At 68.3% G+C, this 26012-nt stretch carries 27 protein-coding genes; 7 read left to right on the top strand and 20 right to left on the bottom strand.

The genetic code is table 11. The features are described 5' to 3' along the window. Positions 1–17: 17 nt before the first annotated feature. The 3 genes from ACEN96_RS09255 to ACEN96_RS09245 form a co-directional block, all read right to left on the bottom strand. Positions 18–395, bottom strand: coding sequence for a hypothetical protein (locus ACEN96_RS09255; protein ID WP_495587727.1), 378 nt, complete (start codon positions 393–395; stop codon positions 18–20). A 112-nt stretch (positions 396–507) separates the two neighbouring features. Further along, entirely contained in the window at positions 508–1203 is a 696-nt protein-coding gene (locus ACEN96_RS09250) for an alpha/beta fold hydrolase (RefSeq protein WP_495587726.1), read from the bottom strand. Continuing rightward, positions 1200–1676, bottom strand: coding sequence for an NUDIX hydrolase (locus ACEN96_RS09245; RefSeq protein WP_495587725.1), 477 nt, complete (start codon positions 1674–1676; stop codon positions 1200–1202). The genes ACEN96_RS09250 and ACEN96_RS09245 overlap by 4 nt, the downstream gene beginning before the upstream one ends. 187 nt (positions 1677–1863) lie before the next feature. Here ACEN96_RS09245 and ACEN96_RS09240 point away from each other — a divergent pair, with 187 nt between their 5' ends. Then, on the top strand, positions 1864–2619 hold the full coding sequence (locus ACEN96_RS09240; protein WP_495587724.1) for an SDR family oxidoreductase: 756 nt from the start codon (positions 1864–1866) through the stop codon (positions 2617–2619). 35 nt (positions 2620–2654) lie between these two features. Here ACEN96_RS09240 and ACEN96_RS09235 read toward each other — a convergent pair whose 3' ends face one another. Further along, complete coding sequence (locus ACEN96_RS09235) at positions 2655–3620, bottom strand: DUF3616 domain-containing protein (RefSeq protein WP_495587723.1); 966 nt, start codon at positions 3618–3620, stop codon at positions 2655–2657. Between the two features lie 307 nt (positions 3621–3927). On the opposite strand from ACEN96_RS09235, the gene ACEN96_RS09230 reads away from it, so the two are divergent. The 3 genes from ACEN96_RS09230 to ACEN96_RS09220 all read left to right on the top strand — a co-directional run bounded on the left by ACEN96_RS09230 (position 3928) and on the right by ACEN96_RS09220 (position 6701). Then, positions 3928–4500: a PEP-CTERM sorting domain-containing protein gene (locus ACEN96_RS09230; protein ID WP_495587722.1), complete on the top strand. Its 573-nt coding sequence runs from the start codon at positions 3928–3930 to the stop codon at positions 4498–4500. An 85-nt stretch (positions 4501–4585) separates the two neighbouring features. Beyond that, complete coding sequence (locus ACEN96_RS09225; RefSeq protein ID WP_495587721.1) at positions 4586–5281, top strand: hypothetical protein; 696 nt, start codon at positions 4586–4588, stop codon at positions 5279–5281. Between the two features lie 19 nt (positions 5282–5300). Next, positions 5301–6701, top strand: a complete 1401-nt coding sequence (locus tag ACEN96_RS09220; RefSeq protein WP_495587720.1) for a hypothetical protein — start codon at positions 5301–5303, stop codon at positions 6699–6701. 57 nt (positions 6702–6758) lie between these two features. Here ACEN96_RS09220 and ntrC read toward each other — a convergent pair whose 3' ends face one another. The 10 genes from ntrC to ACEN96_RS09170 all read right to left on the bottom strand — a co-directional run bounded on the left by ntrC (position 6759) and on the right by ACEN96_RS09170 (position 17679). After that, a complete protein-coding gene (gene ntrC, locus ACEN96_RS09215; RefSeq protein WP_495587719.1) occupies positions 6759–8252 on the bottom strand; it encodes a nitrogen regulation protein NR(I) in 1494 nt (497 codons plus the stop codon). Between the two features lie 42 nt (positions 8253–8294). Further along, on the bottom strand, positions 8295–9407 hold the full coding sequence (gene glnL / locus ACEN96_RS09210; RefSeq protein ID WP_495587718.1) for a nitrogen regulation protein NR(II): 1113 nt from the start codon (positions 9405–9407) through the stop codon (positions 8295–8297). 54 nt (positions 9408–9461) lie between these two features. After that, positions 9462–9986 carry a hypothetical protein gene (locus ACEN96_RS09205; RefSeq protein ID WP_495587717.1) on the bottom strand — a complete coding sequence of 175 codons (525 nt, stop codon included), beginning with the start codon at positions 9984–9986 and terminating at the stop codon, positions 9462–9464. A gap of 210 nt (positions 9987–10196) precedes the next feature. Beyond that, positions 10197–11615, bottom strand: a complete 1419-nt coding sequence (gene glnA, locus ACEN96_RS09200; RefSeq protein ID WP_495587716.1) for a type I glutamate--ammonia ligase — start codon at positions 11613–11615, stop codon at positions 10197–10199. Between the two features lie 241 nt (positions 11616–11856). Beyond that, on the bottom strand, positions 11857–12654 hold the full coding sequence (locus ACEN96_RS09195; RefSeq protein ID WP_495587715.1) for a competence/damage-inducible protein A: 798 nt from the start codon (positions 12652–12654) through the stop codon (positions 11857–11859). Positions 12655–12687: 33 nt separating this feature from the next. Further along, positions 12688–13629 carry an EI24 domain-containing protein gene (locus ACEN96_RS09190; protein WP_495587714.1) on the bottom strand — a complete coding sequence of 314 codons (942 nt, stop codon included), beginning with the start codon at positions 13627–13629 and terminating at the stop codon, positions 12688–12690. Further along, entirely contained in the window at positions 13629–14648 is a 1020-nt protein-coding gene (locus ACEN96_RS09185; RefSeq protein ID WP_495587713.1) for a sterol desaturase family protein, read from the bottom strand. The genes ACEN96_RS09190 and ACEN96_RS09185 overlap by 1 nt, the downstream gene beginning before the upstream one ends. A 55-nt stretch (positions 14649–14703) precedes the next feature. Beyond that, on the bottom strand, positions 14704–15594 hold the full coding sequence (locus tag ACEN96_RS09180) for a polysaccharide deacetylase family protein (protein WP_495587712.1): 891 nt from the start codon (positions 15592–15594) through the stop codon (positions 14704–14706). An 18-nt stretch (positions 15595–15612) separates the two neighbouring features. After that, positions 15613–16644, bottom strand: a complete 1032-nt coding sequence (locus tag ACEN96_RS09175) for a YncE family protein (RefSeq protein WP_495587711.1) — start codon at positions 16642–16644, stop codon at positions 15613–15615. A 222-nt stretch (positions 16645–16866) separates the two neighbouring features. Next, positions 16867–17679 carry a TIGR00266 family protein gene (locus tag ACEN96_RS09170; RefSeq protein ID WP_495587710.1) on the bottom strand — a complete coding sequence of 271 codons (813 nt, stop codon included), beginning with the start codon at positions 17677–17679 and terminating at the stop codon, positions 16867–16869. 83 nt (positions 17680–17762) lie between these two features. On the opposite strand from ACEN96_RS09170, the gene ACEN96_RS09165 reads away from it, so the two are divergent. Continuing rightward, positions 17763–18569 carry an IclR family transcriptional regulator domain-containing protein gene (locus ACEN96_RS09165; RefSeq protein ID WP_495587709.1) on the top strand — a complete coding sequence of 269 codons (807 nt, stop codon included), beginning with the start codon at positions 17763–17765 and terminating at the stop codon, positions 18567–18569. Between the two features lie 54 nt (positions 18570–18623). Here the strand turns inward: ACEN96_RS09165 and ACEN96_RS09160 are convergent, their stop codons facing one another. The 4 genes from ACEN96_RS09160 to phaC all read right to left on the bottom strand — a co-directional run bounded on the left by ACEN96_RS09160 (position 18624) and on the right by phaC (position 23561). Beyond that, positions 18624–19577, bottom strand: coding sequence for a glycine betaine ABC transporter substrate-binding protein (locus tag ACEN96_RS09160; protein ID WP_495587708.1), 954 nt, complete (start codon positions 19575–19577; stop codon positions 18624–18626). Positions 19578–19749: 172 nt separating this feature from the next. Then, entirely contained in the window at positions 19750–20487 is a 738-nt protein-coding gene (gene phbB, locus ACEN96_RS09155; protein WP_495587707.1) for an acetoacetyl-CoA reductase, read from the bottom strand. Between the two features lie 99 nt (positions 20488–20586). Next, positions 20587–21774 carry an acetyl-CoA C-acetyltransferase gene (locus ACEN96_RS09150; RefSeq protein WP_495587706.1) on the bottom strand — a complete coding sequence of 396 codons (1188 nt, stop codon included), beginning with the start codon at positions 21772–21774 and terminating at the stop codon, positions 20587–20589. Between the two features lie 47 nt (positions 21775–21821). Further along, positions 21822–23561 carry a class I poly(R)-hydroxyalkanoic acid synthase gene (gene phaC / locus ACEN96_RS09145; RefSeq protein ID WP_495587705.1) on the bottom strand — a complete coding sequence of 580 codons (1740 nt, stop codon included), beginning with the start codon at positions 23559–23561 and terminating at the stop codon, positions 21822–21824. Between the two features lie 150 nt (positions 23562–23711). Here phaC and ACEN96_RS09140 point away from each other — a divergent pair, with 150 nt between their 5' ends. Further along, positions 23712–24032: a hypothetical protein gene (locus tag ACEN96_RS09140; RefSeq protein ID WP_495587704.1), complete on the top strand. Its 321-nt coding sequence runs from the start codon at positions 23712–23714 to the stop codon at positions 24030–24032. On the opposite strand, the gene pgeF is transcribed toward ACEN96_RS09140, so the two are convergent. Further along, entirely contained in the window at positions 23952–24785 is an 834-nt protein-coding gene (pgeF, locus tag ACEN96_RS09135; protein ID WP_495587703.1) for a peptidoglycan editing factor PgeF, read from the bottom strand. The genes ACEN96_RS09140 and pgeF overlap by 81 nt on opposite strands. After that, entirely contained in the window at positions 24775–25413 is a 639-nt protein-coding gene (gene maiA, locus ACEN96_RS09130; RefSeq protein WP_495587702.1) for a maleylacetoacetate isomerase, read from the bottom strand. The genes pgeF and maiA overlap by 11 nt, the downstream gene beginning before the upstream one ends. Positions 25414–25454: 41 nt before the next feature. Between maiA and ACEN96_RS09125 the strand changes: the two genes are divergently transcribed. After that, the gene (locus ACEN96_RS09125) at positions 25455–26003 is read left to right on the top strand and encodes an NUDIX hydrolase (protein ID WP_495587701.1); all 549 of its coding nucleotides are present in this window, start codon (positions 25455–25457) and stop codon (positions 26001–26003) included. The last annotated feature ends 9 nt before the right edge of the window (positions 26004–26012 follow it).

Here is a 26012-nt window from a genome sequence, read left to right as displayed (position 1 = left end):
TACGCTGCCGCAAGGACTCATCGCTCAAATGTGAGAAGCACGTCCAGCCGGGCACTGGATTCGCAACGCCAATCGGCGATCGTCCCCATGACGCTATTCATCAGAGCGCGTCTCACTGGCCTCGGAAGATCGGCCGGCCCTTCAAGAACGCGCATGTCCACTTCCTTCACGCGGCCGCCTTGCAGTTGGGCGTTCACCTGGATCACGACGCGTCCGCGCCATTCTGGTTGCTCAACTTGCTGCGGCGGAGTCCAACGATCGCAACGGCCTGCCCCGCGAAACTCGACGCGCACCGGCTCACCAGTGACAGGGTTGGCTGCTGGAGCCGCGAAGGAGAACGCGGCATGGCAAAGGACGAGCACGCAGCAGGTCGTCTTCAGGACGTTGGCAATCATGTGTTCGTATTCGTGAGATGAATTGGCGAGCTTCGCCGCCTGCGGAGTCGCTGCGACGTCGGCGAAACGAAGGACCGGATCAAGACGCTGAAGGGCGATCAGCTGTGACGCTTCACAACCGGCCCCATGAGCGCATGAAGTCCTGAACGGCCGCAGCGCAAATGACGGGCGCGGCTTGCAGCAGGCAATGCGGCCCGACGATCTCCACGACGTTCGTTGAGGGTTGAAGACGCTTGATGATGTCGCTCGCGTGCTTTGGCACCAGGCGATCTTCTGTCGCGCGCAAATAGAGAATCGGGGCCGAGACCTTTGCCAAGTCTGCCGAAACGTCGACAGACATCACGGCCTTCAGTCTTTCGCGGATGACAGCAGCCGGGACCATCGCAAGCGCACCACGCAATGCGGTCCGCAGCTCGGGCGTTGCATGTCGTCCCAACAGCGCCGCGGAGGCGAAGACGATGGGCAGTTGCTTGATCGGCGCCATTGCCACAAGGAACTCGAGCGCCGAAAGACTGGGACGGGGACTGCGCGCGAAGGTACAGCAAAGGATGACGCCCTTGATTCGATTCGGATGCTTCGCCGCCAGCGATATGGCGATAGGACCGGAGAAGGATTCGCCCAGCGGAATGACTTGGTCGTCCACTGGAAGAGCGGCCTCGGCAAAGTCCCGAAGGGCATCGTATCCAGCAGGGATGTCGGGAGGGTATGCCACCACTTTGAACGGCAACGTATTCGGCAACGCCTTGATGAGCGGCCCGAACAAGGTTCCAGTGCCATCCATTCCGGGAAGAAGCACCAGCGTGGTCATCGACCGGCAGGAGCTCGTGGACGCTCCGCGTTGACGACACCCTGAAGCATCTCCGCGACGTCCTTCGGCCACACCGTCTGCTGCGTCGACCGGAGTTCCTCCATCGTCCACCAGCGGTGCTCCACGATCATCCGCTGCTCCATGGCTGTCCGCAGGTCGTCACGCACGACGTGGTCCTTGACTCTCACGATGAAGAACCGCTCGTCGGCCTCGACGACCTCCCCATCCGGCAAGGTCAATGGGAAAACGCGCCGCCCCACTTGAGGCCCCGCATCCTCGACCACCAGCCCGACCTCTTCGTGCAGCTCGCGAATGGCCGCCTGCTCAAAGGTCTCGTCCGACTCCACGCCGCCTCCAGGAGTCGCCCAGTACGCGCGTCCTGCAATGGCGTCGTCGGTGTGGACGAAGCGAAAGAGCAGTAGACGCTCCTCAGAGTCGAGGACGAGAAGACGGGAAGCTGGGCGTCGGCGCATGGGTCGAAGATATCGCACCTGCCATCGCCGCACGATGGGGCAAGCAAGCTCGTGAAGACGGTGGCGCCGGATCGCTGAGAGACCTTCGCGCGTCCGGGATGTCACATCCGGGGCGGCCATTCCGTCTTGTCCGTAGCGGCGGGTCCTCCGCGACCCTCCCCCGCCTTCCACCCGCAGGAGTCTTGAAATGAAAGTTGTCGTCATCGGCGGAACCGGCCTGATCGGTTCGAAGCTCGTCGCGCGCCTGAAAGCCGCCGGCCACGAGGTCGTCGTCGGATCGCCCAACACCGGCGTGAACACGATCACCGGCGAGGGCCTCGATGCCGCGCTCGCCGGCGCCACCGTCGTCGTGGACGTCGCCAACTCGCCCTCGTTCGCGGACGACGCCGTGATGACCTTCTTCACCACCTCGGGCCGCAACCTGCTGGCCGCCGAGGCCAAGGCCGGCGTCAAGCACCACGTCGCGCTGTCGGTGGTGGGCACCGACCGCCTGCAGGCCAGCGGCTACTTCCGCGCCAAGCAGGCACAGGAGGACCTGATCAAGGCCTCCGGCATGCCCTACACCATCGTGCACTCGACGCAGTTCTTCGAGTTCTGCGCCGGCATCGCGCAGTCGTCGACCGAAGGCGATCAGGTTCGCCTGTCCACCGCGATGATCCAGCCGATCGCGTCGGACGACGTGGCCGACGCGATGTTCGACGCCGCCGTGGGCCAGCCCCTCGACGGCACGCAGGAGATCGCCGGCCCCGAGCAGTTCCGCCTGCACGAGCTGGTCGCGACGTGGCTGGATGCGAAGCGCGATCCGCGCCATGTGAAGGCCGATCCCGGCGCGCTGTACTTCGGCGCCGCGCTGGACGACGCGACGCTGGTGCCCTCCAAGGGCGCGACGCCGCGCCTGGGCAAGGCCGGCTTCAGGAGCTGGCTCGCCACCCAGACGGCCTGACCCGGCCGTCCTGACGCGCATACGAGACGGACTGGCTAGCGCGGCAGGTCCAGCGTCAGGCTGCGAAAGGACCTGTCCTTGGCCGGCAGCTTCTTGCACGCCACGCCGCCGACCTTGACGCCCCCGTCGTCGCTGAGCACCTGCACCGTCTGCGTGCCCGGTATCTCGAACAGCGCCTCCGGGCCCAGTCCTTTGAAGTCGGCGTCAAGCTGAGTAGGTTGCGCATGGGCCTGCCCCGACCAGCGGTACAGCGCGAAGCTGCCCGCGTCGGCGGGCGGCCCGGCGACGATCAAATAGGAAGCGCCCACGCGCTCGATGCTGCGGATGCTGCGTCCTCCAAGCTGCAGCTGGAAGACCGCGCCGATACGAGCCGGTTGATCCGCCAAGAGGTCTTCGGGGTCCACGAGTTCCACCAGCAACGCGCCATCAGCCTGCACCGGGTTGCGAAAGCCGATGAGCAGGTGGCCGTCCGGGGTCGCTGCCAGTCCCTCGATGTTGAGTCCACCCGGTGCTTCCGCGGCCCGCTGCGATGCTTCGGCGAGCTTGAACGGCAGCAAGGCAGGCGCCGCTTTCAGGTCATCGAGCAACTTGCGATACGCCTTCCCGCGAATGCGCAAGGCCGGCGGCTTGGATCCCGGCACGACTTCAGTGGCGAAGAAGCGATGCCTGTCCTTGCGCAGCTCGCCATCGGCATTGCGGCCATGCGAGGCAATCCAGTAGGTCACGCCTCCGATGGTTGCCGAACCCTCAAGGTCCGACTCGCGTTTCGTGCCGAGAAACTCGTCGAGCGTCAGCGATGTGACTGCCTTGGCTTTGCCTCGGCGATAGACCTGCAGCGTGTTGTGCTCGTCATCGGCCACTGCGAAGTGGTTGGCGTCCAGCGCGACCGCCGCGGACGCGTCGCACATGCCGCGGTAGATGACCACGTCATGCGCGAACGTCGCCGCCGGCAGCAGGGCAAGACAGACGATGAAGGCGCATGCGCCATGACTTCGATTCATGGGTTCTCCCAGCCACACCCTATGCTGACCCACGGCGATAGCGGATGCCCAGCGACCGGAATGCCGACGCGACCGCATCGGTTTCCATCCCCCGAAGATAACGCAATGACACCTGAACATGCGACGCTCGTCTCACCTCCTTTGAGGACGCCGTCGCTGAAACACGCTTTCCGCTTGCTTGACGGTTCGTATTCGCGGCCACCATCATTTCCTCACACCATTCAAACAGCGCCGCGCGATACGTCCGGCCGCAAGGGAGAACCACGTGAAGGACATGCTCCGCCTCCGGCGCGCCTGCGCGGCCGCCATGATCGCGACGCTGGCGCCGCTGTGCGCCAGTGCCGCCCCGGTCGACTTCGAGGGCTTTCTCGACGGTGAATCGCTGACAGGACAGATCAGCGGTCTCACGTTCACGAATGCGACCGTGCTCCAGGCTGGCGTCTCGCTCAATGACGCCAACTTCCCCCCTCACAGCGGCATCAACGTCGTCGTCGACGCCGGCGGTCCGATGTCGATCCTGTTCAACAACAGCATCTCGTCGTTCTCGGCGTTCTTCACCTACGTCTCCCAGTTGACGATGCGCGCCTACGACGCCAATGGCGCGGTGGTCGACACCGCCACGTCCTTGTTCAACGTGAACTACGCCGGTTCGGGCACGCCTGGGAGCAGTCCGAACGAAGCCATCGCGGTCGACTTCGCCTCAGGCATCCGGCGCATCGAGATCCTCGGCGACATCGGCGGCGACTCGTTCGTCATGGACGATGCGTCCTACGTGCCGACGAGCACGAGCGAAGTGCCAGAACCGGCCAGCATGCTGCTGGCGGCGACGGCCTTGACGCTGTTGGCCGGCATGCGTCGCCGTGGCGCCGCCGGGGTCTGATCCGCCCGAATCGCCAAGCGCAGACCTCCCCCGCCGCGCCACCCTTCCCGGGGGCGACATCGCATCCCAACCCTGGAGCCAGATGATGAGCCCTGCCCATCGACGACTCGCGTGCGCCGCATTCATGCTGCTCGGCGCCGCACCCGCCCTCGCCGCTTCGGTGATCGGCCAGACCAACGTGTCCACCAGCACCTTCGTGGTCGGTGCCACGCCGCAGATCGTCGTCACCTCGACGATCAGTGACCCCACCCTCATTCCAACCAGCGTCACCCTGCAGCGGCTGAACGCGAACGGCACGGTCACCACGGTCGGCACGCTTCATGACGACGGCCTCGATGGCGACGTGTCCTTCGGCGACCGGGTCTTCACGCTGCGCTTCCCGCTCAGCGCGGACGCGCCCACGGAGTTCCGGTTTCGCGTGTCGGCCTCATTCAAGGGCCAGATCAAGCGCGCGCAGTCCGAGATCATCTACGTCAATGCGCAGCCGGGCGGCACGCCCGAGCAGATGCTGTCGCGCCTGGCCGACGAACTGACCAGTGGCGACATCGAGGCCGCGCTCAAGCACTTCTCGGCCAATGCGAACAACCGTCAGAAGCTGACCAGCCTCACACCTCCGATGCTGGAGGCGCTGAGCGCGGGGCTGCGCACCGCCACGCTGCTGCGCACGGACGGCCCCACCCGCGTCTACGCCGTGCGGGTCGCCAACGGCAGCGCATTCGTCATCGCCGAGATCGGGCTCACGCAGATCCCATCGGGCGAGTGGTACGTCATGTACTGGTAACCGGCAACGGGAGACACCCATGTTTCGATTCGGACTCCTGGCTGCCGCACTGATCGGCTCGCCGATGGCCGCGTTCTCGCACGCGGTACCCACCCATCAGAACATCACGGCCTCGGCCGTGGAGTATCTGAAGCAGATCGACAGCCGGACGGCCTGCTCGACCAACCTCAACCAGCTCCTGCAGGTCGGCACCGCCGCCGAGGACGAAGGCACGCGCCCGGTCTTCCACTTCACGCCCGCGCTGAGCGCCTCGGGTTCGAGCTGCAGCTCGATCGCCTGGGGTCTGGGAAGCGGCCCTTGCTCCTGGACATTCGGCACGCTGATCAACACCCATCGCTGGAGCGACGCCGTCGCTGCCGCGCAAGGAGCCGACGGGGCCATCTCCGAGGAAGGTCTGCGGCAACTCGGTTTCCCGCTGCATCTGCTGGAGGACCTGACCTCGCCCGCCCACACGCGCAACGACCAGCACCTCAACTACGGCGGCGTGGGCGACCTCGACCCGGTGGAGGCAGTCACCCGAACGCCGACTTCGCCGCCGATCAGCGAGGGTCTTCTGCCCGTGGGCGATGTCGCCTCGTTCTACCAGCAGCTGCAGAACTGGACGGCATCGAACTTCTACAGCAAGGACACCGTGTTCACCGGTCTTGGGCCGGCCTCGGCCTCGGAAGACACCGACTACTTCTACGACGCCCGGGGCCGCCGCATCGCCTACAAGAGCGTGGTCTACAAGACCAAGGTGCTGTTCCACATCACACCGGCGCCCACCGACGCGACGATCAACGACGTCATCGCCACCGAGCAGTTCAGGGAACTCGGCCCAGTGGCGGTCAAGTACGCTGCTTCGCTCATCAAGCACTACCTGGACGTCACCGGTGCGCAGCCTCAAGGCTGCTTCATCGACTTCGAGAAGTTCAATGGCCCGAGCGTCTTCAGCGGAGTCCAGGCGCCGCTGAAATCCGAAGGCGCAACGTTCTCCGGCGGCCAGATCCTGAAGGGCACCACCTTCCTGCCGCGCAATGCGTCGGTGGTCTATGGCACGGCCTACTTCTGCCCGGGCTGCTCGTCGACGATCACGATGGACCTGGCCACGCCGACCGATGGCGTGCGCATGCTGCTGATGAATGGCCAGGTGTTCAATGTCTCGTACGTCGTCCAGGACGACAAGGGCGGCACGTCCAGCGTCACGCTGCCTCCCAACTCGTCCAGCGGCTCGGCCATCGTCGACCTGCCGACCAAGGGCATCAAGCGGGTCGTGATCTCGTCGAACACCGGCTCATGGGACTTCTTCATCGACAACATTTCCCTGGGCACGGGCGCCACCACTGGCAGGCCGATGATCCTGGTCGCGCCCGCGGCGAAACAGGGGGCCGCGAGCACGACCGACAACGGCACCGCCAAGCCCGCGGGGTCGCCCCCCTGAGGGTGACGGCGCGTCCGGTCCGCGCTGCCCGGGCGCGGCCGGCCGCTCCCCGCCGCCTCACGCGTCCAGGTTGAGCTCCTGGATCTTGCGCGTGATCGTGTTGCGCCCGATGCCCAGCTTCTGCGCCGCCTCGATGCGCCGGCCGCGCGTCAGGTCCAGCGCCGTCAGGATGAGGCTGGCCTCGAAGCGGCGCGTCAGCACGTCCCACACGTTCGGCTCGCCGGCCACGAGCAGGCGGCGCGCCTCGCGCGCCATCTCCGCGACCCAGGCGTCCGGCGACGGCGGAATCGGCACCGCCGGCAGCGGCGCCGGCCCCATCGCCGCCGCGCCGCTCAGCCCGCTCGCCAGCGGCATCACCTCCGCCGACATCGTCCCCGTCAGCGCCGGCGCGCCCGGCGCCGCGGCCAGCAGCTCCTGCGGCAGATCCTTGGCCTCGACCATCAGGCTCGGCGCCATCACGCTCAGCCAGTGGCAGATGTTCTCCAGCTGCCGCACGTTGCCCGGAAAGTCGAAACCCACCAGCCGCTGCAGCGCCGCGTCCGACAGCCGCTTGGGCTCCACGCCCAGCTCACTCGCGCTCCTCTGCAGGAAGTAGCGCGCCAGCAGCGGCACGTCCTCGCGGCGCTCGCGCAGCGGCGGCAACCGCAGCCGGATCACGTTGAGCCGGTGGAACAGGTCTTCGCGGAAGCGCCCTTCCTTCACCAGCGTCTCCAGGTTCTGGTGCGTCGCCGCCACCACCCGCACGTTCGCCTTCTGCGGGCTGTGACCCCCGACGCGATAGAACTGCCCGTCCGACAGCACGCGCAGCAGCCGCGTCTGCAGATCCAGCGGCATGTCGCCGATCTCGTCCAGGAACAGCGTGCCGCCTTCGGCCTGCTCGAAGCGGCCTCTGCGCGTCGCCTGCGCGCCGGTGAACGCGCCGCGCTCATGGCCGAAGAGCTCCGACTCCAGCAGGTCCTTCGGGATCGCCGCCGTGTTGATCGCGACGAAAGGCCCGTCCGCGCGCGGACTGTGCTTGTGCAGCGCGCGCGCCACCAGCTCCTTGCCCGAGCCCGACTCGCCGGTGATCAGCACCGTCACGTGGCTCTGGCTCAGCCGCCCGATCGCGCGGAACACGTCCTGCATCGCCGGCGCCTGGCCCAGCATCTCGGGCATCTCGACCTTCTCGGCCTCGCCCACCGCCTCGCGCTGGCTCTCCTCCTGCGCGCGCCGGATCAGCTCCACCGCGCGCGGCAGGTCGAAGGGCTTGGGCAGGTACTCGAAGGCCCCGCCCTGGAACGCGCTCACCGCGCTGTCCAGGTCCGAGTAGGCCGTCATGATGATCACCGGCAGCCCCGGCAGCTGCTTCTTGACCGTGGTCAGCAGCTCCAGGCCTGAACCGCCCGGCATGCGGATGTCGGACACCAGCACCTGTGGCGTGTCCTCCTCGAGCGCGGCCAGCACCTCGCGCGTCTGACTGAAGCTGCGCACTGGCAGCCCCTCGCGCGCCAGCGCCTTCTCGAGAACAAAACGGATCGAATGGTCGTCGTCAACAATCCAGATCGACTTCATCTATGGCTCCCCTTTCCCCTGTTGTCGGCTTGTGGCCGCGGCTCAAGGCAAAGGCAGGGTGATTCGGAAATCGGTCCGGCCCGGCTGGCTGTCGCAGTCGATCATGCCCTGGTGCTGTTGGGCGATCGTCTGCGCCAGCGTCAGCCCGAGACCAGAGCCCCCATCCCTGCCCGACACCAGCGGGAAAAAGATGCGGTCCTTGATCTCCTCGGGCACGCCCGGGCCGTTGTCCTCGACATGCAATTCCAATGCCAAGCGCCAGCGCTGCTTGCCGATCGTCACCTGCCGCGCGACCCGCGTGCGCAGCGCGATGAGCGCGTCGCCCGATGCAATGCGCGCCTGCAGCGCCTGCGCGGCGTTCTGCACGATGTTCAGCACCGCCTGGATCAGCTGCTCGCGGTCGCCGCGGAAGTCGGGCAGCGAGATGTCGTAGTCCCGCAGCAGCGTCAGGCCCCGCGGGTACTGCGCCAGCACCAGCGTGCGCACCCGCTCGCAGATCTCATGGATGTTGACGTCGCCCACCACCTGCGCGCGCCGGTGCGGCGCCAGCAGCCGGTCCACCAGCGACTGCAGCCGGTCGGCCTCGTGGATGATGACCTCGGTGTATTCCTCGAGCTCCGCCCAGCGCGCCGTCGGCTGCAGCTCCAGCGCCAGCAGCTGCGCCGCGCCGCGGATGCCGCCCAGCGGGTTCTTGATCTCGTGCGCGAGGTTGCGCGTCAGTTCCTTGGTCGCGTGGACCTGGTCCAGGTTGCGCTCCTCGCGGTCCTGGCGCGTCTGCTGCGCGTTCTCGATCAGCTCGATCACCAGCCGCTGCGGATCCTCGGTCTGGCTGACGATCACATGCACCGGCAGCAGATCGTCGTGCGTGCGCGGCCCGCGGCGGATCGTCGCGTCGAAGCGCGAGCTCGAGAACGCGTTGCGGCTCACCTCCTCCAGCGCCTCGACCAGGCGGCCGGTGTCGGTGAACCACTCGAGCAGGTTGCTGCCCTGCACCGCGCGGCGCGGCAGGTTGAACAGCGTCTCGACGGCGGTGTTGGCGAACTCGCAGGTGCCGTCCGGGCGCACGACCGCGACCAGCGTCGCCAGCAGGTCGAAGCACTGGTAGGCCGCGCCGTCATCGCCGGCGGGCACGCAAGCGTCGGAAGTGGAAGTCATCGGGTGTCGCTCTGGCCAGACTCGGCGCGCGTCACCCGGACCACCGCGCGGTGATCAGGGCGGCAGCTTGCCGAGCTCGCGCTTGATGGCCTGCACGTCGGCCTCCTGGCGCGTGACGGACGCCTTGAGTTCGGCCGTGCGGTCCAGGTACTTCTGATAGTTGCGCTCGTCGCCGCGGCGCTCGGGCTGGCCGTTGTTGTACTCCTGCTGGAGCTTGGCGAGCTTGCCCTCGGCCTCGCGCAATTCCTGCTCGAGGATGCGGCGGCGATCGTCGTCGCGCACGCGCTGGTCCTTGGCGTCGACCTTGAGGTCAGCACTCTGGCCTCCCGATGTCGGTGACGGTGTCACCGAGGGTCGCGGCTTGACCGGCGCGATCACGGAGATCGGCGTGCCCTCGATGCTGCGGCAGCCCTTCTCGGCGGCCTCCTTGGCCGACATCGCGTCGGTGTACAGCACCGGCGGTCCCGGGCAGCGGTACACCACGCCCTGCGCCGAAGCGCTCCCCGCCATGCCGGTCAGCGCCACCAGCGCCGCCATTCCCCAACGTCCCACCCGTTTGATCTGCAGCTTCATCTGCATTCCCTGCTTCTAACTGACCAGAGTCATCGGGCATTGTGACGCAATCGGTCCAGCGCCGCCTCACCGGCACCCACACACGCTGTTGCCAGGTGTACCGCCCCGGCCGCGGCAGCGCGAAAACGAAAAGGGACGGCCGTGGCCGTCCCCCTGCGCGGTGGCGGTGCGGAGCGGGCCGTGCCGAAGCGGTCATGGCGCCGTCCGCGCTCGCGATCACAGCGAGTAGTACATGTCGAACTCGACCGGGTGCGTGGTCATGCGGAAGCGCTGGACTTCCTGCATCTTCAGGTCGATGTAGGCATCGATGTAGGCATCGGTGAACACGCCGCCCTTGGTCAGGAACGCGCGGTCCTTGTCCAGGTACTCCAGCGCCTGGTCCAGGCTGTGGCAGACGGTCGGGATCTTCGCGTCTTCCTCCGGCGGCAGGTGGTACAGGTCCTTCGTGGCGGCTTCGCCCGGATGGATCTTGTTCTCGACGCCGTCCAGGCCGGCCATCAGCAGCGCGGCGAAGGCCAGGTACGGGTTGGCCGAGGGATCCGGGAAGCGCGCCTCGATGCGGCGGCCCTTCGGGTTGGCGACGTAGGGGATGCGGATCGAGGCCGAGCGGTTCTTGGCCGAGTAGGCCAGCTTCACCGGAGCTTCGAAGCCGGGCACCAGGCGCTTGTACGAGTTGGTGCCGGGGTTGGTGATGGCGTTCAGCGCGCGGGCGTGCTTGATGATGCCGCCGATGTAGTACAGCGCGAAGTCGCTCAGGCCGGCGTAGCCGTCACCGGCGAACAGGTTCTTGCCATCCTTCCAGACCGACTGGTGCACGTGCATGCCCGAGCCGTTGTCGCCGACGATGGGCTTCGGCATGAACGTGGCGGTCTTGCCGTAGGCATGCGCGACGTTCGTGATGATGTACTTCTGCAGCTGCAGCCAGTCGGCGCGCTCGACCAGCGAGCTGAACTTGGTGCCGATCTCCATCTGGCCGGCGTTGGCGACCTCGTGGTGGTGGACTTCGACGGGGATGCCCATCTGTTCCAGGATCAGGCACATCTCCGAGCGCATGTCCTGGCCGCTGTCGACCGGCGGGACCGGGAAGTAGCCGCCCTTGACGGTGGGACGGTAGCCGCTGTTGCCGTGCTCGTATTCCTTGCCGGTGTTCCAGGCGGCTTCCTCGGCGTCGATCTTCACGAAGGAGCCCGACATGTCCACGTTCCAGCGGACGCTGTCGAAGATGAAGAACTCGGGTTCCGGACCGAAGAAGGCCGTGTCGCCCAGGCCGGAGGACTTCAGGTAGGCCTCGGCGCGGCGCGCCAGCGAGCGCGGGTCGCGCTCATAGGCCTTGCCGTCGGTGGGATCGATGACGTCGCAGGTCAGGATCAGCGTCGGCTCTTCGAAGAAGGGATCGATGTTGGCCGTGTTGGGGTCCGGCATCAGCAGCATGTCGGAGGCTTCGATGCCCTTCCAACCGGCGATCGAGGAGCCGTCGAAGGCATGGCCCGACTGGAACTTGTCTTCGTCGAAGGCGGACACGGGCACGGACACGTGCTGCTCTTTGCCGCGGGTGTCGGTGAAGCGGAAGTCAACGAACTTGACTTCGTGCTCCTTCACCATGTTCATCACGTCGGCGACGGTCTTGGTGGCCATCAATCACTCCTAGGGGGGCTGGATGAGAAAGAAAGAGTCGTCGGGCTTCGGCCCAGCGGGGACGATTTAGCAGTTTGCATGCCAACAGATGGCGCCGGCGTGACAGGCAGGCGCCAGACCGGTGCATGGCGCGCCAACCCTCGATGCCCAGCGCGCCACGCGAGGGCGGCGCCAGGGACGCGGCAGGGAAGCCGTCAGACCCGCCGGTGCACCGCCTGGGGGCGAAACCCGGATCGGTGCATCATCGCACCAATTCAGTGCTGATGGCGGCACCAAATTGGACAACGCCCGCGCGCAGCGCCGCGTACGCCGCGTCCATCGCCTGCGCGTCGCCCTTGACGCCCAGTTCGATGTGGCGCCCGTACTGCGGATGGTCGACGCTCGGGAGCGAGAACACCTTGATGCCGGGGAAGTCGGCCTCGATGCGCTCCATCAGCGGCGTCAGGCTCGCCTCCATCGCGCCCTGCAGGATCAGCGAGCGCTCGCGCGTGCCGACCGCCCGATGCAGGTCGGCGTGCAGATGGTCCAGCGCCCACTCGATCATCGGATGCGCCATCACCGGGAAGCCGGGGACGAAATGCGCGCGGCTCTCGATCGAGAAGCCCGGGATCTTGTTGTACGGATTCGGGATGATGGCCGCGCCCTGCGGGAACACGCCCATCTCGAGCCGGCGCAGCGTGTCGGGATGGTCGCGCTCCGGCGTCGTGCCCTGCTCCGCCGCCATCTGCTGGACGCGCTGCCAGATCAGCTCGGCGGCCTGCGGATGCAGCTCGAGCGGCCGCCCCAGCGCCGCCGCGGCGGCCTGGCGCGTGTGGTCGTCCGGCGTCGCGCCGATGCCGCCGCAGCTGAAGAACAGGTCGCCGCTGTCGAAGGCGGCCTCGAACTCGCGCACCAGGTGCTCACGGTCATCGCCCAGGTACTTCGCCCACGCGAGCTGCAGGCCGCGCGCGCCCAGCAGCTCGATCACCTTGGCCAGGTGCTTGTCCTGGCGTTTCCCGGAGAGGATCTCGTCGCCGATGATGAAGAGTCCGATGGTCATGCGAAGTCCTGCGATGGCGTGGGAACGGAAGCGTCAGAGCGGCGACGGACGGTTCTCGATCGCGGGCGGCGGGCCCGGCTCGGGATCGTCCGCGCTCAGCGGCGGCGCGGTGGCGTAGTTGGCCGGCAGCGCGTCCATCACCGGATCGGGCGCGCGCGCGGCGGCGGTGTCCGCGCGGCGCATCTCCTGCAGCGCGGCCAGCGCATAGTGCGCGAACCACAGCGAGCTGAAGGCGAAGACCAGCGTGTGCAGCCACACCGACACCAGGATCAGCACCGGCGCGAAGGCGATCGTGAGCGCGCCCATGGCCCAGATCGCGGCCGGCGCGGCGCCCAGGTAGCCGGTGGCCAGTCCCACCAGCAGCAGCGGCATCCGGTGCTCGCCGAGCAGGCGGCGGCGTTCGGCGCCGGTGGCGTGCTCGGCCAGCACGTCGAAGGTGAACACGCGGTAGCCCAGCCAGCCCCAGATCAGCGGCGGCAGGATCAGCGCCAGCGGCGGGATCAGCCAGAACGGCAGCGATGCGATCAGCAGCACGACGCACAGCACCGTGTGGCCGAGCGACCAGCCCAGGCTCGCCATGAAGCCCGCGCCGCGCTTGCGCTCCAGACCGGCGAAGCGGCGCTGCGCCACCAGGTCGACCATGGAGGGCGTCATCAGCAGCGCCACCAGCAGCAGGCTCAGCACCACCAGCGCCGGCACCGCCATCGCCAGCACGATGATGGGCGCGAGCACCGTGCGGAAGGACGCGGCGCCCAGGCTGTCGAGCCACTTGAGCAGGCCGTCGACCAGGCTCCAGGATTCCAGCGTCGCGCGCACGCCGGCGACGGCCGCCTCCCAGAAGAAGTAGCCCAGTCCGAACGCCAGCGCGGCCGACACGATCAGCGGCAGCAGCGACAGGCCGATCACCCGCGGATGCAGGCAGTACGCGGCGGCGCGCCAGAACGAGTCCGCGATGCGGCTCATCGGCTTGATCATCAGTCGTCCCCTCCGGCCGGCTCCTGGCCGGCGATGGTCATCGTCGAGGGCGCGATCTTGTCACGGCCCGCGAGCCGCTTCAGGCCCAGCCACTGCTGCGCCCAGTAGCCCTGGCCGTAGTCGCGCCCGCCCTCCTCCGGCAACTGGTCGCGCACGCCGGTGGGATCCCAGCGGTCCTCGAAGTTGGCGGTGCGGAACAGCACGTCCCACACCGGCAGCAGCACCGCGAAGTTGTGGCCGCCCAGCGTGCCTCTGCCCAGGCCCTCGTGGCCGATGCCGATCGAATGGTGCAGCCGGTGGAAGCGCGGGCTGACCAGCAGCCGCTCGCCGATCCGGCCGAAGCTCAGGCGCAGGTTGGCGTGCTGCAGGTTCTCCAGCAACTGCGAGATCGCGACCAGCGCCACGAACTGCCCCGGTCCGACGCCGATCAGGATCGCCGTCAGCGCGACCGCGCTGTCGATCAGCAGGTCGTCGAGCAGATGGTTGCGGCTGTCGCTCCACATCGTCATCTGACGCTGGCTGTGATGCAGCGAGTGCAGCGCCCACCACCAGTTCCACGAGTGCTGCGCGCGGTGCAGCCAGTACTGCAGCAGGTCGAAGGCGACGAGATAAAGCAGGAAGCTGACCCAGGCCTGGTCCGTCACGCCGGGCCAGATCGCGTCCAGCTGGAAGGTCGGGACGCCCTGCATGCGCAGCTCGCCGACCAGGCTGTCGAACAGCGGATCCAGCGAGAAGAACATCGCCAGCCGGAACAGGCCCAGCCGCTGGATCAGCGTGTAGACGATGTCGACGCGGATGGCGCGGCGGTCGGTCACCGCCTCGGCCGGCCGCCAGCGCTGCAGCGAGCCGATCACCGCCAGCATCACGACGATCTGCGCCAGGCCCACCAGCAGCCAGCCGGTCGCGTCGAACGCGTCCTCGAGCAGGTTGCCGTAGCCCAGGCCGAAGACGATCGGCTGGATGAGGCTCTCGAACAGCGCCTGCTGCGCTTGTCCGAACAGATCGGTGAACCAGTCCATCACGCTGTCTGTGCTCCTGGGATTCGGTGATTCACGGCGTCAAGGTGTCGAGGCTTCAACGCTTGAGCGCGTCCTTCGGGCCGACCGCCCCGCTCGCGCCCGGCGCCGCGGCCGGCTTGAGCGCGACCGCCTCCTGCGGCTTGCGCATCCAGGCGACGTAGTCCGGATGATCGCGCAACGGCGCGAAGCACATGCTGCGGGATTTCAAACCCTGCAGCAGCGGCTCCAGCACCGCCGGCGCCCAGGGCTCCTGGCGCGACCAGATGCCCAGGTGCGCCATCAGGATGTCGCCCGGCTTCACGCGGCGCAGCGCCTGCTCCAGCAGCGCGAGGTTCGGATACTTGTCGCTGGGCAGCTCGTCGCCGAGGAAGCCCGCCGCGCTCCAGCCCACATGCCGGAAGCCGCAGGCCTGCGCCGCCGCGAGCAGCGCCGGCGAGGTCCGCCCGGCCGGCGCGCGGAAGATCATCGACATCGGCCGGCCCGTCATCTCGAGGAAACGGCGCGCGGGGCGCTTGAGTTCCTCGCAGTACTCGGCCGGGCTCAGCACCACCGTCTGCGGCACCTGCTCGCCGGCCGCGCGCCGGAAGCGGAAGCGGCCATCGGGCAGGTCGGCGGTCCAGGTGTCGTGGAACCAGGTGTGGGAGCCGAAGTCATGCCCCTCCCCGGCCAGTTGCTTCCACCACGGCGCCCACTTGTCGTCCAGCGTCTGGCCGCCGTCGATCGTCGGCTCCTGCGCGAGGAAGAAGGTCGCCTTCGCGTCGAAGCGCTTGAGCGTGTCGACGATCAACGGCGCCACGCCCATGTGGCCGGTGTCGAAGGTCAGGTAGACCGGCTTGTCACACGGCACGGCCGGCGCCGAGGCGGCCGCCTGCGGCTGCGCCTGCACGGCGAGCGTCAGGCCCAGCAGCAGCGCGGCGCCATGCCGCAGGACGAAGGACGTCTTCACGCTAGCACCGGTCCGCGCTCACTGGCGCGGCATCTGGTCCAGCGTCCAGACGCCGTGCGGCGACTTGCCGACCTTGACCTGCTGCAGGATCTGCTTGGTCTGCAGGTCCATCACGGTGAGCTTGCGCGCCCAGCGCGAGGTGAACATCAGCGTGCGCCCGTCGGTCAGGATCTCCATGTCGTCGGGGCCGCCCGGCGCCTTGAAGGTGTCCACCACGGTGAAGTCGGCCAGCGCGATCTTGCTGATCGTGTTGGCCGCGCGGTTGCTGACCAGCACATGCTTCCTGTCGCCGAGCGCGCGGAACGAGTGCGCGCCGTCGCCGGTCTCGAGCCGCTTCACCAGCCGGGGCTGCGCGCCGCTGACGTCGTAGACCTCGACGCTGCGCTCGCCGGTCAGGGCCACCAGCAGGAACTTGTCATCCGGCGTCAGGTAGAGGTCGGCCGGCAGCTTGCCCACCGGGATCTTCCAGCGCGGGGTCATCGTGCTCAGGTCGATCGCCAGCAGCTCGCTGCTGTCCTGCAGGCTGGCGTAGACGACGCTGCTCCTGCTGTCGATGGACAGGTGACTGGGCGTCTTCGGCGCGGAGAAGCGCTTGAACAGCGCCAGCGGCTGCGCCGCGTTCTGCGGCTGCCACTTGTAGATGTCGACGTGGTCCAGACGGTTGCCGGCCAGCACCAGCCACTTCATGTCGGGCGAGAAGCGCAGGTGATAGGGATCGGGGATGCCGCGCACGGTGCGCTGCACCTCGGCGGTGACCGGGTCGAGGAAGGTCAGCGAATCCCCCAGCGCATTGGCCACGACCATCGTCTTGCGGTCGGGCGTCAGGTAGAGGTGGTGCGGCTCCTTGCCGGTCGGGATGCGCTTGAGCTCGCGGAAGTCCTTGGGATCGATCACGCTGATGTCGGCATCCAGCGAGTTCAGGACGAAGATGGGACTGGCGCCGTTGCCGTTGGCATTGCCGGTGGCGGCCTGCGTGGCCGGCGCGAGAACCGCGCCCAGCGCGGTGAGGGCCAGGGCGGCCAGCAGCGGCCGCGCGAGGGAAGACAGCATGGAGATCCTCAACAGGAGATGCCCGTCGCACCGAGCGGCGCGAAGCCCTCAAGTGTAGGCGGGTTCTCCCTAGGCCCCGAGCGGAACAGCACCGCCAACGCCGTGTTGATGCGGGCTTGAGCGCGTGCTCACGGTTGCATCCGGTTGCGCCAGACTTGCCGCCAGCGTTGCGGCAAGTCTGCGCATCTCGAACTTGCCGGCCGGTTCAGGCGGACGCGAGGCTCATTCGTCGTCGCCGCCGAGCAGCCCGCCCAGCAGGCCGCCGGTGGCGAAGCCGCCGAGCACCGAGCCCTCCTCGCGCGAGCCGCCGCGCTGCGGCGCCGCCGCGAAGACGCGCGACGCCAGGCGCGAGAACGGCAGGCTCTGCAGCCAGACTTCGCCGGGTCCGGTCATCTTGGCCAGGAACAGGCCTTCGCCGCCGAACAGGGCGGTCTTGATCTTGCCCACGTACTGGATCTCAAAACTCACCGACGGGGTGTAGGCCACCACGCAACCGGTATCGACCAGCACCGTCTGCCCGGGCTGGAGCGTCCGACGAACCACGGTACCCCCCGCGTGCACGAAGGCCAGCCCATCACCATCGAGCTTCTGCATGATGAAACCTTCGCCACCGAAGAAGCCAGTCGACAGGCGCTGCTGGAGAGCAATCCCCAGCGACACGCCGCGGGCCGCGCACAGGAACGCGTCCTTCTGGCAGATGAGCGTGCCTCCCAGCTTGCCCAGATCCATGGGCAGGATCTTGCCGGGATACGGCGCCGCGAACGCGACCCGCTGCTTGCCATGAGACTGGTTCGTGTAGACCGTGGTGAACAGCGATTCCCCGGTCACCAACCGCTTGCCCGCACCCAGCAGCTTGCCGAAGAAACCGCCCTGGTTGGCGGATCCGTCACCGAACACCGTGTCCATGCCGATGCCGGCGTCCATGAACATCATGCTGCCGGCTTCGCCGATGGCGGCTTCGCCGGGGTCGAGTTCGACCTCGACGAACTGCATTTCAGCGCCCTTGATTTCGTAGTCGACAACGTCCATGGCCATGGTTTTCACCCTCTGTCACATCACAAGGAAAGGGGCGCGATATTAACGTTTCGCGGCCTTCCTATACTGCGGTCATGACGCCCATGTCTCCTGACGAAAGCGCACCCAACACCTCCCTGAAGCCTGGCGACAGCTACGTGCAGTCCTTCGCGCGAGGCCTGTCGGTCATCCGGACCTTCGACACCCACCATGCCCGTCAGACCCTGACCGACGTGGCCAAGCGCTGCGGCCTGACGCGCGCCGGCGCGCGCCGCATCCTGCTGACGCTGCAGACGCTGGGTTACGTGCGGTCCGAGGGGCGCATGTTCGAGCTGACGCCCAAGATCCTGGATCTGGGCTTCGCCTACCTGTCGTCGCAGCCGCTGTGGCGCTTCGCCGAGCCGGTGGCGATGCAGCTGGCCAACGACGTGCGCGAGTCCGTCTCGATCGCGGTGCTCGACGCCGAGGACGTGGTCTTCGTGCTGCGCGCGCCGCTGCGCAAGATCATGTCGGACCCGATGGGCGTGGGCAGCCGCCTGCCGGCCTGGGCCACCGCCACCGGCCGCGTGCTGCTGGCGGCGCTGCCGGCCGAGGAGCGCGAGGCCAGACTGGCCCACGTGCAGCTGGCGCGGCGCGCGAGCAACACGGTGCGCTCGCACGAGGAACTGCGTGCCGCCGTCGAGCAGGCGCGGCGCCAGCACTGGTGCCTCGTGGACCAGGAACTGGAGGACGGCGTGCTGACCATCGCCGTGCCGATCGCCGGCCGGGACGGCCGCGTGATCGCGGCGATCAACATCAGCACGCATGCGTCGCGCACGCCGCCGCACGTCCTGCTCGAGCAGGGCCTGCCCAAGCTCCAGGCGGCGGCGCAGAACCTGTCGCAACTGCTGGTCCTGATGAAGAAGGACTGACCGGCGGACCGAGGTCCGGCCGGACGACGAAGGGCTGCCAGGGGCAGCCCTTTTTCATCGCGCAGGAATCCGGCTCGCCGACGCCAGCGCGAGCTGTCCCGCGCGAGCCCAGGCGTCCGCCGCCGCGCCGTGCCCGGCGAGCCACTCCGCGGCCACCTGCCCGGCGTCCCGGCCCTCGCGGCCGACGCGCTCGTCCAGCGCCTCGACCACCTCGTTGCCCAGCGACATGCCGGCCAGCACCGCCAGCGTGCGGTCCGGGATCAACGCGCGCGCGTCGCGCCGCAGCACCAGCGTCGCGTCGTCGACGCCGCGCAGCAGTCCGCCGGGCTCGCGCAGCTCGCGGATCCGATGGCGCGCATGCAGGTACTGCGGACGCCACAGCGGCACCACCACCCATTCGCGCCGCGCGATGGCCGACTCGAAGGCCTGGACGCAGTCCTCGAGCGAGCCATTCTCGAAACGGTAGCCATGGGCGTCCAGGTCGTAGCGCTCGACGATCTCGCGCGAGAAACGGCTGATGCCCGCGCCCGGGCCGATGCCCTGGATGCGCTTGGTCATGCGCTCGGCGACGTCGGCGCGGCGCAGGTCGCCGACGGTGCTGAGCAGGTCCGCCGGCACGTAGTCCGGCACGCCCCACAGCGCGTAGGGCTGGTACAGCAGGCCCAGCGGCAGCAGCTCGCCCTCGAAGTCGCGGACGAAGCCGCCATGACTGCCGGGCAGCCAGGCGGAGACGGTCATGTCGATCTCGCTGCGGCCCAGCAGTTCGTAGATGCGCTCATGGGGCGCGAATCGCAGTTCATGCGCGACGCCGCCGGACTGCAGCACCTGCGTGACGATGCCGGCGCTCGCGCGATGGAAGCTCAGATCGATCACGCCAACGCGCAGGACGCGTCCCGCGGACGATGCGGCGGGTTTCGCGGGGATGGCCTGCGCGGCGGCGAGCGGCAAGGCCGCGGCGGCCAGCAACAGGGAACGGCGCCCGGCATGCGGGCGCGACGGTGGTGACATCGGTAATCTCCTCCAGTGGAAACGGCAACGCCGGCGGCCTGAAGGGCACGCTGGCGCTGCGTCGCTGAAAGAGGGGGTTTGGTTCGAATCGCCGCCCCCCAGCCTGTGGACCTGCGGTCCACAGCCGTTCAGCGGGCGTCGCTCAGTCCACCGGACTGAACTCGGTCCCGCTTCACCCCATGTGCAACCCGCCGTTGCAGCTGAAGTCTGCGCCGGTCGTGAAACCGGAGCTCTCGCCCGCCAGCCAGCCGACGATGGAGGCGATCTCGTCCGGCTCGCCCAGGCGCTTGACCGGGATGCCGGCGACGATCTTCTCCAGCACGTCCGGCCGCACCGCCTTGACCATGTCGGTGCCGATGTAGCCCGGGCTGACGGTGTTCACGGTCACGCCCTTGGCCGCCAGCTCCTGCGCCAGCGCCATCGTGAAGCCATGCATCCCGGCCTTGGCGGCCGAGTAGTTGGTCTGGCCCGCCTGGCCCTTCTCGCCGTTCACCGACGAGATGTTGATGATCCGTCCCCATCCCTTGTCCACCATGCCCGGCACCACCTGCTTGGTGACGTTGAACATGCTGTTGAGGTTGGTGTCGATGACGGTGTCCCACTCGTCGCGGGTCATCTTCAGGAACATGCGGTCCTTGGTCACGCCGGCGTTGTTGACCAGCACGTCGATCTTGCCGTGCTCGGCGATCGCCTTGTCGAAGGCGGCGACCGTCGAGTCCCAGTCCGCCACGTTGCCCACCGACACGTGGAAGGTGTAGCCGAGCGCGGTCTGCTCGGACAGCCACTTGGCATGGTCGCGGCTCGGACCGCAACCGGCGATGACCTTGAAGCCTTCCTTGTGGAGGCGCTGGCAAATGGCGGTGCCGATGCCGCCCATGCCGCCGGTCACGTATGCAACTTTCTGACTCATCTTGCTTGCCTCCTGAGGGGCTTGCCGCGCCGCCGCGTCCACGGCCGGCAAGCCTGGAATATCGGATCGTTCAGACGCGGAAGGAACTCCGGGCGCGGATCAGCGCTCGACGCACAGCGCCACGCCCATGCCGCCGCCGATGCACAGGCTGGCGATGCCCTTCTTCGCATCGCGCTTGATCATCTCGTGCAGCAGCGTGACCAGGATGCGGGCGCCCGAGGCGCCGATCGGATGGCCCAGCGCGATCGCGCCGCCATTGACGTTGACCTTGCTCAGGTCCCAGCCCATCTCCTGGTGCACGGCGCAGGCCTGCGCGGCGAAGGCCTCGTTGATCTCCAGCAGGTCCAGGTCCTTGGCCTGCCAGCCGGCGCGCGCCAGCGCCTTGCGCGAGGCCGGCACCGGGCCCATGCCCATGGTCTTCGGATCGACGCCGGCGCTCGCGTAGGACGCGATGCGCGCCAGCGGCGTCAACCCGAGCGCCTTCGCCTTCGCGTCGGTCATCAGCAGCAGGCCGGCCGCGCCGTCGTTCAGGCCCGAGGCATTGCCGGCGGTCACCGAGCCGGCCTTGTCGAAAGCAGGCTTCAGGCCGGCCAGCGCCTCGGCATTGGTCTTGCGATTGATGAACTCATCGGCGGCGAACACGACCGGATCGCCCTTGCGCTGCGGGATCGTGACGGGGACGATCTCGGCGGTGAAGCGGCCGGCGTCCTGCGCCGCGGCGGCCTTCTGCTGGCTGGCCAGCGCCAGCTCGTCCTGCTGCGCGCGGCTGACGTGGTACTCCTTGGCCACGTTCTCCGCGGTGATGCCCATGTGGTACTGGTTGTACACGTCCCACAGGCCGTCCACGATCATCGTGTCGACGAGCTTCCACTCGCCCATGCGCTGGCCGTCGCGCGAGCCCGGCAGCACATGCGGCGACAGGCTCATGTTCTCCTGGCCGCCGGCGATGATGATGTCCGAGTCGCCGTCGCGGATCGCCTGCGCCGCGAGCATCACGGCCTTCAGGCCCGAGCCGCAGACCTTGTTGATGGTCATCGCCGGCACGCTCACCGGCAGGCCGGCCTTGATGACGGCCTGGCGCGCGGGGTTCTGGCCGACGCCGGCGGTCAGCACCTGGCCGAGGATGACCTCATTGACCTGATCGGGCTGCAGGCCGCTGCGGCGCAGCAGCTCCTGGATGACGGTCGCGCCCAGCTCGCTGGCCGGGGTGGTCGACAGTGCCCCTCCAAACTTGCCGATCGGCGTGCGGGCCGCGGCGACGATGACGATGTCCTGCGGTGAACTCATGACTCGCTCCTCTTTCGAAACTGCTGACGTCAGCGGGTTGAAACCGTTCAGGCGCGTTGCTTCACGTAACGGCCTGGCGCCGGCTCGATGGCCTTGTGGACGCGGTTGCCGGGCGCGCGCGGCGCCGCCTTCAGCGGCCCCGCGTGGCCGGCCAGCCATTGCGACCAATCGGTCCACCAGCTGCCGGGATGCTCGGTGGCGTGCTGCAGCCACTGCTGCGGATCGGCGGGCAGCGCCGCGCCCTTGCCGATCCAGTGGCTGCGCTTGTTCTTCTCCGGCGGATTGATCACGCCGGCGATGTGCCCGGACGCGCCGAGCACGAAACGCTTCTTGCCCTTGAACACCTGCGTGCTGCGGTACGCGGCGTCCCAGGGGACGATGTGGTCCTCGCGCGAGCCGTAGATGTAGACCGGCGCCTCGATGCGGCCCAGGTCGATGCGCTCGCCGCAGACGGTGAGCTGGTCCGGCAGTCTCAGCTCGTTCTGCAGATAGGTGTGGCGCAGGTACCAGCAGTACATCGGCCCCGGTAGGTTGGTGGCGTCGCCGTTCCAGTACAGCAGGTCGAAGGCCGGCGGCGCCTCGCCCTTCAGGTAGTTGCCGACCACGTAGTTCCAGACCAGGTCGTTCGGGCGCAGGAAGCTGAAGGTCGTCGCCAGTTCCTGCCCATGCAGCAGGCCCGGGCCGTTGACCGCGTGTTCGCCCAGCGTCATCTCGCGCAGCTTGACCGCCTGCTCGTCGATGAACAGGTCCAGCACGCCATTGCTGCTGAAGTCGATCAGCGTGGTGAGCAGCGTGACGCTGGAGGCCGGCTGCTCGCCGCGCGCGGCCATCACCGCCAGCGCGGTCGCCAGGATGGTGCCGCCGACGCAGAAGCCCAGCGTGTCGATCGTGTCGGTGCCGGCGATCTCGCGCACCACCTCGATCGCGCGGATCGCGGCCTGGCCGATGTAGTCGTCCCAGGTCCAGTGCACGCAGCCCGCATCCGGGTTGCGCCAGCTCACCACGAAGGTGCGGTGGCCCTGCGCGACGGCGTAGCGGATCAGCGAGTTCTCCGGCTGCAGGTCGAGGATGTAGTACTTGTTGATGCAGGGCGGCACCATCAGCAGCGGGCGCGTGTGCACCTTGGCGGTGAGCGGCTTGTACTCGAGCAGCTGGAAGAACTCGTTCTCGAAGACGACGCTGCCCTCGGTGGTGGCGACGTTGCGGCCGACCTCGAAGGCCGACTCGTCGGTCTGCGACACATGGCCGCGCTGCACGTCGGCCATCAGCAGCTGCAGGCCGCGCGCGAGGCTCTCGCCCTGCGTGGTCATCGCGCGCTGCTGCGCTTCCGGATTCAGCGCGAGGAAGTTGCTCGGCGACGCGGCGTCGACGAACTGCTGCACCGCGAAGCGGACGCGGGCGCGGGTCTTGTCGTCGCCCTGCACCTGCTCGGCCATGCGCTGCAGCGTGCGGGCGTTGAGCAGGTAGAGCTGCGCGGTGAAGTGGGCGACGCGGTTCTCGGTCCAGGTGGCGTCGGAGAAACGGCGGTCCTTGAGCGGCGCGGCCGCGGCTGCGCCGTCCTTCGACTCACCGATCGCGGCGTTCCACAGCTCGCCGGCCTGGCGCAGGTATTCGGATTGCAGCTGGCTCCACGCGTCGGGCGCGACCTGCATCGCCTGCAGCTGCTGGACGGCATCGCCCAAGCCCTGCGACAGGCCGCTCGCGGCCTGCTGCGCCTGACGGGCCCACGCTTCGAAACCCTGGAACGATGCACCGGTGAAACCGGCCTCGGCGTTGTTCGCGCTCATGTGTCTCCTCATGCGGACCTGTGCAAGAAGCTTGCCACAGCCGATCGCATCGATCACTGCGGCGGCATCGCATATGCTCAACCGCTTTTGTAGCCCGTTCAGCTTACCCCCGCGTGACGGCGCCGTGGCGATGCCCCGAGGAAATCGTTGATGTATCTGGTTGCCATCGCCTGGATGTATGTGGTGCTGATGATGGCCGTGGCCGAGGCCTTCAGTCCGCAGGGCTCGGTGCTCGGCGCGCTGGTGACGTTCGTGCTCTACGGGCTGGTCCCGTTGTCGATCGTGATGTACCTGATGGGCACGCCGCAGCGGCGCGCGCGGCGAAGGAAGGCGGAAACCGCCGAAGCCGCGGCGCGGGGGGCGCCAGCGGCGCCCTCGGCCGGGGCTGGCTCAGCGCAGCCGGATGACCGCGGCCATGCGCCCGCTGCGCAGGCCGTCGACGCGCTCGTGCCGGAACGAAAAGAACCGTGAAGGCTCGCTGAGCGTGCACCAGCCGCCGCCCGAAATGGCGTGAAGGCCGACGGCATCGAGCCTGCGCCGCGCCAGGCCGTAGAGGTCGGCGCGCCAGCGCGGCTCGCCCTGCGCGTTGGGCTGGAAGCGGAACAGGGGCTGATCGCGATGGAGCGGCTCGACGCCGAAGGCCTCGAGCACGTCGGCGCCGACCTCGAACCGCGCCGGTCCGATGCAGGCGCCCATCCAGGCGCGGATCGATGCGCCGTCGCAGCCGGCGGCCTCGCGCATCGCGGCGACCGTGCGCTCGAGCACGCCGCCGGCGAGTCCCCGCCAGCCCGCATGCGCCGCGCCCACCACACCCGGACCGGCGAACAGCACCGGCAGGCAGTCCGCGACCATCACCGCGCAGGCGAGCGCCGGATCGGTGCTGATCGCGGCATCGGCGGGCTCGGGATCGGCGCCGGGCAACGCGTGCCCGGCGCGCAGGCGCAACACGGCGGTCCCGTGAACCTGCTTCAGGAACACCGGCTCGCCACCGATCGCGGCGGCGACGCGGCGCCGGTTCTCGATGACATTCGCCGGATCGTCGCCGACCGAGCGGCCGAGGTTCAGGCTCGCCAGCCCGCGCTGGTCAGCCGATCCCTCCACGCCGCCGGCGCCGCCGCTGACGCCGCCCGCGCGCGTCGTCATGAAGGCCTGGACCTGCGGCGCGTCCCAGTCCGGACGCAGCCAGTCGGGATGCGGGCCGGCGCCAGGCGCGTCATTCCGCATCGGGACAGGCGCTCGGCTGCGTCTGGCTGAAGGCGTCGAGCGCCATGCAGTTCGCATGGATCTTCATGACGGTGGGCACGTGGTCGAGCCGGCAGTCGAAGCGCTGCGCGTTGAACACCTGCGGCACGAGCAGGCAATCGGCCATCGTCGGCGCGTCGCCGAAGCAGAAGCGGCCCGAGCGCCCTTCCGCCTTCAGCCGGTGCTCGACGACCGACAGGCCGCTCTCGACCCAATGCTGGTACCAGCGGGTCTTGTTCTCGTCGCCGACGCCCAGGTCCTTGACCAGGTAGCGCAGCACCCGCAGGTTGTTCAGCGGATGGATCTCGCAGGCGATGTCCTGCGACAGCGCGCGGATGTAGGCGCGGCAGAGCGCGTCCCCGGGGAGCAGGGAGGGCTCGGGGTACTGCTCGTCGAGGTACTCGATGATCGCCATCGACTGCGTGACGATGGCGTCGCCGTCCTTGAGCAGCGGCACGAGGCGCGAGGCGGAGACGCTGGCGTACGACTCGTTGAACTGCTCGTTCTTCGCGAGGTGCACGGACTTGTAGTCGAAGTCCAGGCCCTTGAGCGCCATCGCGATGCGGACGCGGTACGAGGCGGACGAACGGAAGTAGTTGTAGAGCTCCATGGCCGGCGATCATGCCATGTGAGGCCGCTACACTGCGCCCCATGTTCCAAGCGCGGCGCCATCAGCATTGCTCCACCTGCGGCGGTCAGATCGAGTACCGCGTGCCGGCCGATGACAACCGGGAGCGGGCGACCTGCACGGTGTGCGGGGCGATCCATTACGAGAATCCGTTGAACGTCGTGGGCACGCTGCCGGTCTGGGGCGAGCAGGTGCTGCTGTGCAAGCGCGCGATCGAGCCGCGGCTGGGCAAGTGGACGCTGCCGGCGGGGTTCATGGAGCTGGGCGAGACGCTCGCCGAGGGCGCGGCGCGCGAGACGGTCGAGGAGGCCGGCGCGCGGATCGAGCTGCAGAACCTGTACTGCGTGATGAACGTGGTGCGCGTCGGCCAGGTGCACCTGTTCTACCGCGCGAAGCTGCTGAGCCCCGAGTTCGATCCGGGTCCGGAGACGCTGGAAGCGAAGCTCTTCCACGAGCACGAGATCCCCTGGGACGAGATCGCCTTCCACACGATCCGCGAAGCGCTGCAGCGCTTCTTCGACGACCGCCGCGGCGGCAACGGGTATCCGTTGCATACGGCGGATATCGACTGACAGCGCGTC

It is taken from the genome of Roseateles sp. Mitsp63 (assembly GCF_059491535.1).
The sequence above is the reverse complement of the archived record's forward strand: the minus strand, read 5'-3'. Positions and strand labels throughout refer to the sequence as shown.